The organism is Candidatus Pelagibacter sp. Uisw_121 (genome assembly GCF_047722545.1).
GTDB lineage: Bacteria > Pseudomonadota > Alphaproteobacteria > Pelagibacterales > Pelagibacteraceae > Pelagibacter.
Genome location: NZ_CP159816.1, coordinates 305,811 through 319,790 on the forward strand (window position 1 = coordinate 305,811; position 13,980 = coordinate 319,790).

Annotated in this window: 12 protein-coding genes and 1 pseudogene; 8 read left to right on the plus strand and 5 right to left on the minus strand. The window is 28.0% G+C overall.

What is annotated here, in order from left to right; genetic code table 11:
• The first annotated feature begins 78 nt into the window (after nt 1-78).
• Entirely contained in the window at nt 79-438 is a 360-nt protein-coding gene (locus tag ABXT52_RS01680; protein WP_415272163.1) for an NADH-ubiquinone oxidoreductase subunit NDUFA12 family protein, read from the plus strand.
• Nucleotides 398-796: a DUF2155 domain-containing protein gene (locus ABXT52_RS01685; RefSeq protein ID WP_415272164.1), complete on the plus strand. Its 399-nt coding sequence runs from the start codon at nt 398-400 to the stop codon at nt 794-796. The genes ABXT52_RS01680 and ABXT52_RS01685 overlap by 41 nt, the downstream gene beginning before the upstream one ends.
• On the opposite strand, the gene accC is transcribed toward ABXT52_RS01685, so the two are convergent.
• From accC to aroQ, 3 genes are read right to left on the minus strand one after another with little or no spacing between them, the layout of a single operon-like run.
• Nucleotides 793-2,130, minus strand: a complete 1,338-nt coding sequence (gene accC, locus ABXT52_RS01690; RefSeq protein ID WP_415272165.1) for an acetyl-CoA carboxylase biotin carboxylase subunit — start codon at nt 2,128-2,130, stop codon at nt 793-795. The genes ABXT52_RS01685 and accC overlap by 4 nt on opposite strands.
• Nucleotides 2,130-2,555: an acetyl-CoA carboxylase biotin carboxyl carrier protein gene (locus ABXT52_RS01695; protein ID WP_415272166.1), complete on the minus strand. Its 426-nt coding sequence runs from the start codon at nt 2,553-2,555 to the stop codon at nt 2,130-2,132. Before ABXT52_RS01695 ends, accC begins: the two co-directional genes overlap by 1 nt.
• Nucleotides 2,552-2,992, minus strand: coding sequence for a type II 3-dehydroquinate dehydratase (aroQ, locus tag ABXT52_RS01700; RefSeq protein ID WP_415272167.1), 441 nt, complete (start codon nt 2,990-2,992; stop codon nt 2,552-2,554). Before aroQ ends, ABXT52_RS01695 begins: the two co-directional genes overlap by 4 nt.
• Nucleotides 2,993-3,008: 16 nt before the next feature.
• Between aroQ and thiS the strand changes: the two genes are divergently transcribed.
• Together thiS and ABXT52_RS01710 are read left to right on the plus strand one after the other, a co-directional pair.
• Nucleotides 3,009-3,227: a sulfur carrier protein ThiS gene (gene thiS / locus ABXT52_RS01705; protein WP_415272168.1), complete on the plus strand. Its 219-nt coding sequence runs from the start codon at nt 3,009-3,011 to the stop codon at nt 3,225-3,227.
• A gap of 2 nt (nt 3,228-3,229) precedes the next feature.
• Complete coding sequence (locus ABXT52_RS01710; RefSeq protein ID WP_415272169.1) at nt 3,230-4,003, plus strand: thiazole synthase; 774 nt, start codon at nt 3,230-3,232, stop codon at nt 4,001-4,003.
• Here the strand turns inward: ABXT52_RS01710 and ABXT52_RS01715 are convergent.
• Nucleotides 4,000-5,860: pseudogene (locus ABXT52_RS01715) on the minus strand (Rne/Rng family ribonuclease). The gene ABXT52_RS01710 and the pseudogene ABXT52_RS01715 sit on opposite strands and share 4 nt — an antisense overlap.
• A 100-nt stretch (nt 5,861-5,960) precedes the next feature.
• On the opposite strand from ABXT52_RS01715, the gene ABXT52_RS01720 reads away from it, so the two are divergent.
• The 3 genes from ABXT52_RS01720 to ABXT52_RS01730 all read left to right on the plus strand — a co-directional run bounded on the left by ABXT52_RS01720 (nt 5,961) and on the right by ABXT52_RS01730 (nt 11,582).
• Nucleotides 5,961-8,294, plus strand: a complete 2,334-nt coding sequence (locus ABXT52_RS01720; RefSeq protein WP_415272170.1) for a penicillin-binding protein 1A — start codon at nt 5,961-5,963, stop codon at nt 8,292-8,294.
• 45 nt (nt 8,295-8,339) lie between these two features.
• Nucleotides 8,340-9,390, plus strand: a protein-coding gene (prfB, locus tag ABXT52_RS01725) for a peptide chain release factor 2 (protein ID WP_415272508.1) whose coding sequence is annotated in 2 segments (ribosomal slippage) — nt 8,340-9,188 and nt 9,190-9,390 — 1,050 coding nt in all. Because the reading frame shifts where the segments join, the coding sequence is not laid out codon by codon here.
• Nucleotides 9,390-11,582 carry a hypothetical protein gene (locus tag ABXT52_RS01730; RefSeq protein ID WP_415272171.1) on the plus strand — a complete coding sequence of 731 codons (2,193 nt, stop codon included), beginning with the start codon at nt 9,390-9,392 and terminating at the stop codon, nt 11,580-11,582. Before prfB ends, ABXT52_RS01730 begins: the two co-directional genes overlap by 1 nt.
• Here the strand turns inward: ABXT52_RS01730 and tyrS are convergent.
• On the minus strand, nt 11,579-12,808 hold the full coding sequence (gene tyrS, locus ABXT52_RS01735) for a tyrosine--tRNA ligase (RefSeq protein ID WP_415272172.1): 1,230 nt from the start codon (nt 12,806-12,808) through the stop codon (nt 11,579-11,581). The two genes, ABXT52_RS01730 and tyrS, sit on opposite strands and share 4 nt — an antisense overlap.
• A 44-nt stretch (nt 12,809-12,852) precedes the next feature.
• On the opposite strand from tyrS, the gene ABXT52_RS01740 reads away from it, so the two are divergent.
• Nucleotides 12,853-13,980: an anhydro-N-acetylmuramic acid kinase gene (locus ABXT52_RS01740; RefSeq protein ID WP_415272173.1), complete on the plus strand. Its 1,128-nt coding sequence runs from the start codon at nt 12,853-12,855 to the stop codon at nt 13,978-13,980.

The following is a 13,980-nucleotide window of genomic DNA, read 5'->3' on the forward strand; positions in this document are numbered from 1 at the left end:
TAATTAATTTATATACAAATCCTTACTTTAGTCTAATTTAAATAATACAATTTAGGATTGAAGAATTAATTAAATAATATGTTGACACTTTTTAAAAAGATTTTCATTTGGTGGAATCAAGAAACATTAGGCACAAAATTAAAAACTATTTTTTATGGAAAACTTGCTGGAAAAGATTCTGGTGGCAATAAATATTACGAAAGTAAATCTGGAAAAAGATGGGTAATTTATAATGATGAAATTGATGCTTCAAAAATACCTACCGAATGGTATTCTTGGATGCACTTCACTAATAATAAGATTGAAAACAATCATGAATTGAACAAGTATGATTGGCAAAAACCACATCAATCCAATCAAACAGGTACTGAGAATGCCTATCATCCAAATAAAAACAATGAACCAATCAAAAAGAAATATACAATCTGGAAAAGTTAATTTTTTATTTTTTTTAATTTATTTTTTTTTAATAAGCCAGTCACTACCCTTAATAGCTAATGAGGGAAGATTTGTTGAAATTAAGGTTTTAGATAAAGTAAGTTCAAAGACTGACCTTTTGAAATTAGAGATAGGTAAAGAACTTAAATTTAAAGGTTTATTAATAAAAAGTCTCAAATGTAAAAACTCAGAATTTGATGATAACCCAGAAATAACTGCTTATATTCAGGTTAAAAATATGACGAATAAAGATAATAATGAAGTTTTTATTTTTAATGGATGGACTTTTTCATCTAGTCCCGCAGTAAACCCTTTTGATCACCCAGTATATGACGTTTGGTTAAAAAGATGTTATTAGATTACTTTTTCATTATCTAGCCAGCTAACATTAAAGTCTGACTCAATAAATTTCTTATGGTTTAGTAGAATTTTATGAAGAGGTATCGTTGTAGTTATTCCTTCAATGACAAACTCATCTAAAGATCGATTCATTCTTTGTATTGCTTCAGTTCTATTTCTTCCCTGAGTTATTACTTTACAGATCATGCTATCGTAATATGGGGTGACCTTATAACCTTGGAAAATTGCACCATCTACTCTTGTTCTAAAACCTGATGGTTGGTGGCACATGCCTATAGTTCCAGGTGATGGTTGAAAATTTTTACTAGCATCCTCTGCATTAATTCTACATTCTATTGCATGTCCCCTAGGATTAATGTCACTTTGTTTTAAAGCTGTTTCACCAGTAAAGGCTATCCAAATTTGTTCTTTAATTATATCAATTCCAGTAACCATTTCTGTAACTGGATGTTCAACTTGAACCCGAGTATTCATTTCTAAAAAATAAAATTTTCCATCTTCATAAATAAACTCAACAGTTCCAGCACCCTCATAACCAATTTTACTGACCATATTTACAGTTTTTTCAAAAAGATCTTTTCTGATCTGATCTGTTAAAACTGGGCTAGGAGTTTCCTCTATTAATTTTTGATGTCTTCTTTGAACTGAGCAATCTCTTTCATGAAGGTGAACAGTTCTATTTTTCCCAGATAATACCTGAACTTCAATATGTCTCGGGTTTTGGAAAAATTTCTCAATATAAATTTCATCATTACCAAAATATTTTTGTGCTTCAGACTTTGCTGTTGAGAATAATGTTTCAAATTCTTCTTCTTTACGAACGATTTTCATTCCCTTACCACCACCACCAGCAGATGCTTTAATCAGAACTGGAAAACCTATTTTTTTACAAAGTTCTTTGGCTGCTTTTATGTCTGTTATTCCACCCTCAGACCCTTCAATAACTGGTAGACCATGTTCTTTAGCAATTATCTTTGCTTGAATTTTATCTCCCATCATTTCTATGAGTTTTGAAGAAGCACCAATGAATTTAATATTGTTTTCCTCTAGTACTTTAGCAAAATTTGCATTTTCAGATAAAAAACCATATCCAGGGTGAACTGCTTCTGCTTTAGTAAGTTCTATAGCAGACATTAATGCTGGGATATTTAAATAACTATTTGCAGGTTGGTGTGAGCCAATACAAACACTTTCATCGGCTAGTCTTACGTGCATACTATCTCTATCAACATCAGAATGAACAGCAACAGTTGCTATACCCCATTCTTTGCATGCCCTTATGACTCTGACTGCAATTTCCCCTCGATTTGCAATTAGAATTTTTTTAAACATTACTCTACGATGATGATAGTTTGGCCGTATTCAACAGGTTGGCCATCTTCTACACAGATTTCTTTTATAATTCCATCTACTGTTGATGGAACATGATTCATAGTTTTCATAGCCTCAACTATCATGACTGTTTCACCTTTTTTAATTTTTTTACCAACTTCTGAAAATTTTTTAGCCCCAGGTTCTGCTGCAAGATAAGCAGTACCAATAATAGGAGACTTAACTTCAGTTCCAGATATAACGGCAGACTTAACTGCATCAGTGGCCGGTGTTGCGGCAGCAACACTTACAGCTTGATGGGAACCAGTTGGGTTTGATTTTGATACTTTGATTTTGGTATCCTTATCTGTGTATTCAATTTCAGTTAAATTAAATTCGTTTAAGTAATCAGTTAATTCTTTAATAATATTTTTATCTATTTTCATTTCTGTAACATATTTTGCATTGCAATTATGGCTAAAATATAACCATTATCACCTAACCCAAAAATTCCTCCGGTAACAATATCACTGATTAAAGATTTATGTCTAAATTCTTCTCTTTTATATATATTTGATATGTGAAGTTCGATAATTGGTTTTTTGTAAATATCTAAAGCATCCCTGATAGCTACAGATGTATGTGTAAATCCTGCAGCATTAATTATTATGCCATCAAACTTACTTTTAGCTTCTTGTATGATTGTAACTATTTCACCTTCTATGTTTGACTGAGAAAACTCTAAATTAATATTTAAATTTTTAGATTTACTTAAACAGTTTTCTTTTAGCTTATCAAAAGTTATTGATCCATATTGTGATTGTTCTCTTTCACCTAATAGATTAAGATTAGGACCATTAATAATTATAATATTACTATTCATCTGTTTCTTATACATTATGAAAAAAATAAAAAAAATAAAAATTAAGATAAATGGTAAATTTTCAACAATAAATGAAAATTTAAGCCTCTCAACTTTTTTAAAAGAACTAAAAATTCCTCTTAAAAAAGTAGCCATTGAATTAAACCAAGAAATAATGGATAAAAATAATTTAAAAATGATAAAACTAAAAAATAATGACAAAATAGAAATTGTTCATTTTATTGGAGGTGGGTAAAATTGGTTAATGATAAATTAATAGTTGATAAAAAAAAATTTAATTCCAGATTAATAGTTGGAACTGGTAAATATAAAAGCATGGCTGAATGCGCAAAAGCTATAAAATTATCAGGTGCAGAAATAGTTACTGTTGCGGTGAGAAGGGTAAATATTTCTGACAAAAAAAAACCTTTATTAATGGATTATATTGATCCAAAAAAAATTACTTATTTGCCAAATACTGCTGGTTGTTTTAATTCTGAGGAAGCTCTTAGAACTTTGCGTTTAGCAAGAGAGATTGGTGGATGGAAACTAGTAAAGCTCGAAGTTTTAGGAGATAAAAAAAATCTATTTCCAGATATGATCGAAACATTAAAATCTACAGAAATTTTAACCAAAGAGGGATTTAAAGTAATGGTTTACTGTAATGATGATCCTTTGATGGCTAAAAGATTAGAGAATGTAGGAGCTTGTGCCATTATGCCTCTAGCAGCCCCTATAGGCTCTGGACTTGGAATTCAAAATACAACAAATATAAAAATTATAAGATGTCAAACAAAGCTACCTTTAATAATTGATGCTGGTTTAGGACAGGCATCTGATGCAGCTATTGCTATGGAGTTGGGCTGTGATGGAGTGTTGGCTAATACTGCGATTGCTAAAGCTAAAAAACCATTTGAAATGGCCTTAGCATTTAAAAATGGAGTAATTGCAGGAAGACAATCCTATTTAGCTGGTCGTATAGAAAAATCTATATATGGAAGTGCTTCTTCTCCAAAAACTGGCATTATCTAAGCTACTGTTTTTTTGAAAAATTTCTTTTTAAAAAAAGGTTTTTTTTTATAAGACTTCTTTTTAATTGGACTTTGAAATGATTTAACCTCTTTTTTTTTGCTCTTCTAGGTTTTTTAACCTCTCTATATGTTGAACTGTTTCAATTGTTTTTTTAGTTTTGTTTTGTAGATCGATTATATATTCAGGAATAATAAGAGTATTATCTGCGATTATATCTATCTTAATCAAGTTTTTTTCTTCAAAATACTTTAAATCTTCAATAAAATTTTCTTTCATAAAGTCTGATATTTTTTCACAAATCTTAAGCTCTACAAACTTTGCTTTTGTTAAAATAGCTTTAACTTCAACCAATTTAAGAATTTTCATGGCAAAAGACTCATCGGTAAGAGTAACCTTCCATTTTACAGCGCTTTCCCTTAATCTTTGTCTGGACATTTCTAATAGTCCAAATGTGCTAATTCTTCCTATTTGAATTCTTGCCCTATCAGTTCTGCATTGTTCTTTAAGTTTTCTCTCAACTAATCTTCTATTTCCAAAACTTAGCATGTCAATAAAATCAATAATAATTAAACCAGACAAGTCTCTTATTTTTATTTGTCGAGATATCTCCTCTGCTGCCTCAAGATTAGTGTCTAAAGCGGTACTTTCAACATTTTTTTGTTTAATAGAACTTCCCGAGTTTATATCGATTGAAACTAATGCTTCTGTTGGGTTTATAACCAAATAACCACCTGATTTTAGTTTAATTTCTGAGTCATAAATTTGATTTAATTTATCTTCAATGTTCTCTTTAAAAAATAAAGGAACTTTATCTCTATACTTTTTTATTTTTTTTACATGAGAAGGCATCATTAACTTCATAAAGTTTTGTGCTTTTTTGTATCCTTCGTTACCTTCTATGATAATGCTATTTGTATCTTCATCATACATGTCTCTCAAGGTTCTTTTTATAATGTCACTTTCTTGATGGATTAATGATGGAGCAATAGAGTTCAATGCATTTTCTTTAATTTCATTCCAAGTTTTAATTAAAGTTTGAAGATCGTGATCTATATCATTTTTTGTTTTATTTGACCCTGCAGTTCTCACAATAAGCCCCATTTCTTTTGGAATAACTATATCGTTTAAAATAGTTCTAATTTTCTTTCTTTCTCCTGGATTAAAAATTTTACGAGATATACCACCACCTTTTGGAGTATTTGGCATTAGAACAATATATTTGCCTGCTATAGAAATAAAAGTGCTTAGCGCAGCACCTTTTTGCCCTCGCTCATCTTTTAGTACTTGAATTAAAATTACCTGGTTAGGTTTTATAACTTCTTGAATTTTATATCTTTTAGATCTAAAATTTATTTTAGGTTTTTTATTACCTAATAAAATTGAAGAATTTTCTTTATTTTCATCAACTTGAGCACCATCTACAACTGGGACATCATTCACTTCTGATATTTGATCATTATTCTCTAATTCAAATTCGGGCTTTACTTCAACTGGATCGTTTGCATCTAGATTTCCATCATTAATATTTTTTTGCTCTTCTAGCTCACTTTCTTTTAAGAGTTCTTCTCTAGCTCTTTCTTCCTCTTTTTTGATTTTTGCTAAATCACTCTGAGGTATTTGATAATAATCTGATTGAATATCGTTAAAAGATAGAAAACCATGCCTGTCCCTTCCAAAGTCAATAAATGCAGCTTGTAAAGATGGTTCTACACGACTTACTTTTCCAAGGTATATATTATTTTTGATTAAATTATTTTTTAAGCCTTCATACTCGTAGTCTTCAATGTTTTCACCTGACTTAAGTACAACTCTTGTTTCATTTGGATGCGAAGCATCAATGTATAAGTTTTTTTCCATATAATATTGATTAATTGTTTCATTTTATTTAAATAATTTTAAATTTTGTTTTAATACTGACGCCTTAACTTTAACAAATTTATATATATATTAAACTTAAATGCATCGATTTATTAAAAATACTTTTATACTAATTTTAAGCTTCAGTCTATTGTCAGCATTTACCATAATAGCAGTTTTATGGGCATTTTCTAACAACTTGCCTGATTATAAATTCCTTAAGAACTACAAGCCTGCTGTTTCAAGTAAAGTTTATTCAGGTGATGGCGAACTGGTGAATGATTTTTCTTCAGAAAAAAGAATTTTTGTTCCTTATAACTCAATATCTAAAAAGGTAATTAATTCCTTCTTATCAGCTGAAGATAAAAATTTTTTTTCTCATCCTGGTGTTGATGCAAAAGGAGTGCTTAGAGCTATAGTTAATAATGTGTCAAATCTTGTGACATCAAGAAGACTAGAGGGAGCATCAACCATAACACAACAAGTAGCAAAAAATTTTTTATTAACAAATGAAGTAAGTTTAAATAGAAAAATAAAAGAAGCAATTTTAGCATTTAGAATTGAGAGAGCACTTTCAAAACAAAGAATATTAGAGCTTTATTTAAATCAGATTTATCTTGGAGAGGGAACCTATGGTGTTGCCGCAGCAAGTTTAGAGTATTTTGATAAGTCAATTAGTGAACTGAATTATGAAGAAGCGGCTTTATTAGCAGCCCTACCAAAGGCTCCAAGCAGATATAATCCTTATAAAAATATCGAAATCGCAAAATTTAGAAGGGATTTGGTTATAAACAATTTATTTGAAAACAATTATATAAACAAAAAAAGCCAAGAAGAGCTTTTGTCAAAAAAAATTATATTAAAAAAAAGAAAAAAATTTTTTACTGAAGATACAAGTTACTATGTAGAGGACATTAGAAAAGATGTAGTTGAAAAATTAGGATTTGATAAAGTTTATAAACAAGGATTAAATATAAGCACACCTGTTAATATTGGTTTACAAAAAATTGCGACCAATTCATTGAGACAAGGTCTTATTGAATATGACAAAAGAAAAGGTTGGCGTGGAGCATTGACTAATATTAAAAAGTTAGAAAAATGGAATAAAAAAGTAGATAAATTTAGATTAGAAAAATCAGTTAATTGGGATTTGGCAATAGTTAAAAAGATAGATAAATTTTCAATAGAAATTGAGACTGAATATAAAAAAAAAGGAATTATTAAGTATGAAGACATCTCTTGGATCAAAAAAGATTTTAAAGAAATATTAAAAATTGGAGATGTCATTTATGTTGAAAACATTAGTAAAAACATATTTGCCTTAAGACAGCTACCTATAGTCAATGGTGGAATTGTTGTCATGGATCCTTTTACAGGAAGAGTGTTAGCTTTAAGTGGTGGATTTAGTTTTAAAAAAAGTGAATTTAATAGAGCAACACAGGCACAAAGACAACCAGGTTCTGCTTTTAAACCTTTTATTTATGCATTAGCTCTTGAGAATGGATATACGCCATCAACTTTAATTTTAGATGCACCACTAGTTTTAGAGCAAGGATCTGATTTAAAAATGTGGAAACCTGAAAACTATGGAAAAAAATTTTATGGACCATCAACACTTAGAATGGGATTAGAAAAATCTAGAAACTTGATGACTGTTAGAATTGCACAAGATCTTGGAGTTAAAAAAATTGTTAATTTTTCAAAAAAGCTTGGTATTTATGAAAATCCCAGCGAGCTCTTATCAATTTCATTAGGTTCTGCAGAGACAACCTTGTTAAAACTAACATCTGCATATTCTTCATTTGTTAATGGAGGAAAATTAGTTAAACCAATAATGATTGATAGAATTCAAGACAGTGAAGGTGTTACAATTTTTAATAATGAAATGAGAGAGTGTATAAATTGTGATCAAATATCATATTTAAGTGACAATTATCCAAAGATAGAAGATAAGTTTGAACAAATATTTTCTCCGGAAACTGCATATCAAATGACCTCGATATTGGAGGGAACCGTTCAAAATGGAACAGGAAAAAATTTAAAAGATTTAAATTTAGACTTAGCAGGCAAAACAGGAACAACAAATAAAAATACAGATACTTGGTTTGTTGGATTTACTTCAAAATTAGCAATAGGGGTTTATGTAGGTTCAGACAACCCAAGATCACTTGGAAGGTATGAAACAGGAGCAAAAACAGCATTACCAATTTTTAAAAGCTTTGTAAAGAAAGCTGTAAAAAAAGAAGATGCAAGACCGTTTAAAGTTGCAAAAAATATTTTAATGAAAGTTATTGATCCTGTTACAGGAAAAAAAGCTGAAATTGGGACAAGAAGAACAATTATTGAATCCTATAAAGATGTGAAAGTAGAAAATTTATTGAATAAAGATATTAACAATAGATTAAAAAATAATAATATATTAAGGTTCTACTAATGGATAATGAATATTTAAATTATAAATCTGAAATAGAAAAAATTAATCAAAGGGTTAAGGAGTACCTTTGAAACAAATAATATTCATAAAAAACTAGAAAAGAATAATCAAAAAATATTAGAAACTAATTTTTGGCAAGATAAAGCAAATTCTCAGAAAGTTATTAAAGAAAAAAAATTATATGAAGAATTAATAAATTCATATGAAAATTCATCTAAATCAATAATTGATCTTGATGAATTAAACAAACTTGCTTTAGAAGAAAAAAATCAGCCTGTCATAAATGAAGTTCTAGAGAGTATCAAAAACTTAAAAAAATTAGCTAAAAAAAATGAAACTAAATGTTTTTTGTCAAATGAAACTGATAGTTTGGATTGCTATATAGAAATTCATGCTGGCGCTGGTGGAACTGAGAGTCAGGATTGGGCAGAAATGTTAAGAAGAATGTATCTTAAATGGTCAGATATTAAGAATTTTAAATCAGAATTAATTAGCGAACATAAGGGAGATGAAGCTGGTATAAAATCATCTACTATTAAAATTGAGGGTGATTATGTTTATGGATGGTTAAAAGCTGAGTCAGGAATTCATAGGTTAGTTAGAATATCACCCTTTGATTCCGGTGCTAGACGACATACCAGTTTTGCCAGTATTTGGGTTTATCCAGTTGTAGATGAAAATATTGAAATAGAGATAAATGAAAAAGATTTACGTATTGACACATATCGATCAAGTGGAGCAGGAGGGCAGCATGTTAATACTACAGACAGTGCAGTAAGAATTACTCACCTACCTTCTAAAATTGTTGTTCAATGCCAAAATGAAAGATCTCAACATAAAAATAAAGATACCTGCATGAATATGCTTAAAGCAAGACTATATGATTTTGAATTAAAAAAAAAAAGAAAAAGAAAGCCAAACTGTAGAGTCTTCTAAGTCAGAAATTGGTTGGGGTCATCAAATTAGATCTTATGTACTTCACCCATACAGAATGGTAAAAGATAACAGAACTAACTTTGAAAGCTCAAATCCAGATAAGATCTTAGAGGGTGAGATTGATGATTTTTTAGAAAGTTCGCTATATAAAATGAAATAATGAAAAGAATAATTAAAATTCTTATAATATTAATAATAACCCTTACAACTATTGTTATTTACCTAAGTATTTATGGAATAAAGACCGAAAAGTTTAATAATGAAATTATAAAAAATGTTTCAAAAGTTAACAAAAAAATTAACCTTTCATTAAATGAGGTTAATTATTTATTAAAACCACTGAATTTTAGTATTAATATTTCAGCAAAAAACCCTAAAATATTATTGGAAGATAAAAGTTTAGATTTAAGAGATGTTACCAGCAATATTTCATTGAAATCTTTCATAAATAATCAATTTTCTATTGATGATTTAAAAATTTCCACAAAGGAAATTCAAATTAAAGATCTAATCTCATTAACAAGAGTAATTGAAGGATCACCACAACTTTTTGTTTTAGATAAAATAGCTAAAGAGGGATTAATTTCTGCAAACATAAATCTTACATTTGATTTAAATGGAGAAATAAAAAAGAATTATCAAATTAATGGGACCATTAAAAAAGCAAAATTTAATATTTTTAACCAGGTGAAAATTGATAATTTAAACCTATCATTCAATATAAGTAACAATCAATTAACATTGAGAAAAATAAAAACAAATTTTAATAGTGTAAAATTAAAATCATCCTTAATCAAAATTGAAAAAAAGAAAGATATATTTTTTGTTGATGGAAATTTAGCAAATGAAGAGCAAAATTTTGATATAAGTAAATTAAAACCTATACTTGGTGATTTGCCAAACAATATTGTGATAGAAAAAATTGACTTTAACTCTACAAATACTTTTTCTTTTAAGGTTAACAAAAAATTAAAATTGAATGATTTAAAATTTGAGACCAACTTAAACTTAAGACATTTTCAAATCATTAAAAACCCCCTTAATTTAAAACCTTTTTTACCTAATTATACAGAGCAAATTAAATTTGAAGATCATGAAATTAAAATTAAATTAAGAAAGGGTACATTGGACATTAAGGGAGGTGGAGATATATATATTGGAGATGAGCTTGAGCAATTTTCTTACAGTATTATTAATGATGATGGAAAAATAACATTTGACACAAAACTTAATATTAGAAAAAATCCATTAATAATAAATTTTTTAGATTATAAGAAGAAAAAAGAAAATAGTTCAGAAATTTTATTAAAAGGTATTTATAAAAAAAATAAAGAATTAATATTTAAAGATATTTCTATAACAGAAAAAAATAATCAAATTTTAATTAAAGATTTATTATTAAGCAAAAATTTTAAAATTAAAGATTTAGATTACGTTAAACTTAATTATAGAAATAAAAATGATCTTCTTAATAATATAGAGCTAAAAAAAAATAAATCTAATTTTTCTATAAATGGTAAAAGTTTTGACGCAACACAGTTCATTAATAATAGTATGAATGATGATGAAAGTACTACAATTTTTGAAAATTTTAATTCTAAATTTGATATTAAAATAGACACAACTTATATAGATAAAAATGATTATACAAAAAATTTAGCCGGAAACTTCACCTTTAAAGATAATAAATTAAATAAATTAAATCTAGCATCTACTTTTTCTAACAATAAAAAAATGAATTTATCCATTGAAACTAATAACCAAAATGAAACTATTACAAAATTCTTTTCAAACTATCCAAAACCTTTGATTAAAAGATATGATTTCATAAAAGGATTTGAAGAAGGATATCTAAATTTTAATTCTATAAAAAAAGATGGTGTTTCTAATTCTGTATTAGCTATTGATAACTTTAAAGTTAAAGAGGTACCTGTTTTTGCTAAGCTTTTAAGCCTAGCATCACTTCAGGGAATTGCAGATCTTTTAACGGGTGAGGGAATAAGGTTCACTGATTTTGAAATGATTTATTCAAGTCAAAAGGGTTCTACTAATATTGAAGAAATGTATGCAATCGGACCAGCTATTTCCATATTAATGGATGGCTACATTGAATCAAAGAAATTGGTTAGCTTGAGAGGAACATTGGTTCCTGCAACAACTATAAATAGATCTATAGCCTCAATTCCATTACTGGGGAAAATACTAATAGGTGAAAAAACCGGCGAAGGTGTTTTTGGTGTAAGTTTTAAAATAAAAGGAACTCCAAAAAATTTATCTACAACAGTCAATCCAATTAAGACTCTAACACCTAGATTTATAACAAGAACACTAGAAAAAATTAAAAAGAACTAAATTAATTCAACTTTAATATGTTTTTTTTTACCAAGTGAAAGCTTAATTAAACTGTCCTTAAACAAGTCTTCAGTAATTAAAAACTTTTCATCAGAAATAGCCTGACCGTTTATCTTAATTCCATTTCCTTTAATTAATCTTCGAATTTCACTTTTAGATCTTTCTAATTTTGATAAAATTACTAAATCTAGAATATTTATATTATTGTTTAACATTTTTTTGTTAATTTGAATAGTTGGCAGGTTATCACCCAATAAATTTTCAGAAAATGTTTGTTTTGCTGTTTCTTGGCATTTGCTTGCTTCATTTTCACCATGCAACATAGATGTAGCTTTATTAGCAAGTAAAATTTTTAGCTCATTAATATTATTATCTTTAATATTTTCAATTTCATCAATATTAATATCTGTAAAAATTTTTAAAAACTTTAAGACATCTCGATCATCAATATTTCTCCAAAATTGCCAATAGTCATATGCTGGAAGAAATCTTTTATCTAGCCAAACAGCTCCAGATTCAGTTTTGCCCATTTTTGCACCTGACGCCAATGTAATAAGAGGCGTCGTTAAACCGTAAACATGATTATTTGAATATCTTTTTATAAGATCGACTCCATTAACAATGTTACCCCATTGATCAGAGCCACCAATTTGAAGCATACATTTTTCTTTTTTGTTTAATTCTAAAAAATCATATGCTTGTAAAATCATATAGTTAAATTCCATATAACTTAATGACTGCTCTCTTTCTAATCTAATTTTAACACTATCGAAACTCAACATTTTGTTGATTGTAAAATGTTTTCCAACATTTCTTAGAAAAGAAATATAATTTAAATTTTTAAGCCATGTGTAATTGTTAACAAATATTGGTTTTGTTTTTGGGTCTTTATCATCTAAAAAATTTTTTAAAATTTTTTCAATATTATTTATATTCTTTTCAATTTCTTCTTCAGATAAAATTATTCTAGTTTTATCTTTTCCAGATGGGTCACCTATTCTAGTAGTACCCCCTCCTAATAAAACTATTGGTTGATGACCATGTTTTTGTAGCAATCTAAGACACATAATTTGAAGCAAGCTACCAACATGAAGACTTTCAGCTGTACAATCAAAACCAATATAAGCCCTGATTTTTTCTTTATCTAATAGTTGAGACAGATTTTCTTCACCAGTACACTGGTATAAGAAACCCCGATCTTTAAATTCTTTTAAAAATTTATTCATAAATATGCTATCTACATTATACAATATTTACTTAAAAAATAAGAATGGAAAAATTTTATACTTCTTTAGGGTTAATGAGTGGCACATCTATGGATGGGGTTGATGCATCAATTATTAGATCTAACGGTGAAAATAATTATGACCCTATATTTGACAAATATTTTGAGTATGATGAGGAAATTTATTCTGACTTACTAAATCTAAGAGATAAAATAAATTCAATAAAAGATTTAATAACTAATTCTTATCAAATTAATGAGCTTGAGAGAAAAATTACCTTATTTCATGCCAAAATTAGCAAAGAAATTATAAAGAACTCAGGAGTAGATGTAGATTTAGTCGGGTTTCATGGTCAAACAATTTTTCATAATGCTCAGGAAAAAATATCAAAGCAAATTGGAGATGGCAACTTACTATCAAGCCTTCTAAAAAAAGATGTAGTTTATAACTTTAGAGAAAATGATATTCTTAATGGGGGACAAGGAGCTCCATTAGCTCCAATCTTTCACAACTTACTTGTAAACCAGAATCAAATAGAGCGAACAGCTTGTGTTTTAAACATAGGAGGTATTGCAAATATTACTCTTATTGTCTCAAAAAATAATGAAGACTTAAAAAGTTTTGATGTAGGTCCAGGTAATTGTCTCTTAGATGAATGGGTTAGAAGACACACACAAATGAAATATGATGAAAATGGAAAAGCTTCAAATATAGGAAAAACAAGTGAAGTTATTTTAAATCAAGCGATTGATAATTTTGATAATATAAGTAATCAAGAAAAACTTTCATTTGATATAAAGGATTTTGATTTAAGTTTTGTAAAAGGTCTTTCATATGAGGATGGCTTATCTACATTAGTAGATTTTACCGCAATAATAATTTATCAGTCAATTTTAAAATTTATCAAGATTGAAGAAAATGAAAAGTTATTAATAATAGCTTGTGGGGGTGGAAGAAAAAACCTTTCATTAATGGAGAGTATAAGAAAAAGACTACCAAAAAATATCTCTATAAAAATAATTGATGATTATAAAATTGACGGTGATTTCATCGAGTCTCAAGCTTTTGCTTATCTTGCAATTAGATCTGCACTTAAAAAAGTAATTTCATACCCCAATACTACAAATGTTAAAAAACCTTGTACAGGTGGAATTTTAATTAAAAACTATTAA

Excerpts from the sequence above, each read along its gene's own strand:
- ABXT52_RS01680 (WP_415272163.1), top strand. The coding sequence starts at position 79 with ATGTTGACACTTTTTAAAAAGATTTTCATTTGGTGGAATCAAGAAACA.
- ABXT52_RS01685 (WP_415272164.1), top strand. The coding sequence starts at position 398 with ATGAACCAATCAAAAAGAAATATACAATCTGGAAAAGTTAATTTTTTA.
- accC (WP_415272165.1), bottom strand. The coding sequence starts at position 2,130 with ATGTTTAAAAAAATTCTAATTGCAAATCGAGGGGAAATTGCAGTCAGA.
- ABXT52_RS01695 (WP_415272166.1), bottom strand. The coding sequence starts at position 2,555 with ATGAAAATAGATAAAAATATTATTAAAGAATTAACTGATTACTTAAAC.
- aroQ (WP_415272167.1), bottom strand. The coding sequence starts at position 2,992 with ATGAATAGTAATATTATAATTATTAATGGTCCTAATCTTAATCTATTA.
- thiS (WP_415272168.1), top strand. The coding sequence starts at position 3,009 with ATGAAAAAAATAAAAAAAATAAAAATTAAGATAAATGGTAAATTTTCA.
- ABXT52_RS01720 (WP_415272170.1), top strand. The coding sequence starts at position 5,961 with ATGCATCGATTTATTAAAAATACTTTTATACTAATTTTAAGCTTCAGT.
- ABXT52_RS01730 (WP_415272171.1), top strand. The coding sequence starts at position 9,390 with ATGAAAAGAATAATTAAAATTCTTATAATATTAATAATAACCCTTACA.
- tyrS (WP_415272172.1), bottom strand. The coding sequence starts at position 12,808 with ATGAATAAATTTTTAAAAGAATTTAAAGATCGGGGTTTCTTATACCAG.
- ABXT52_RS01740 (WP_415272173.1), top strand. The coding sequence starts at position 12,853 with ATGGAAAAATTTTATACTTCTTTAGGGTTAATGAGTGGCACATCTATG.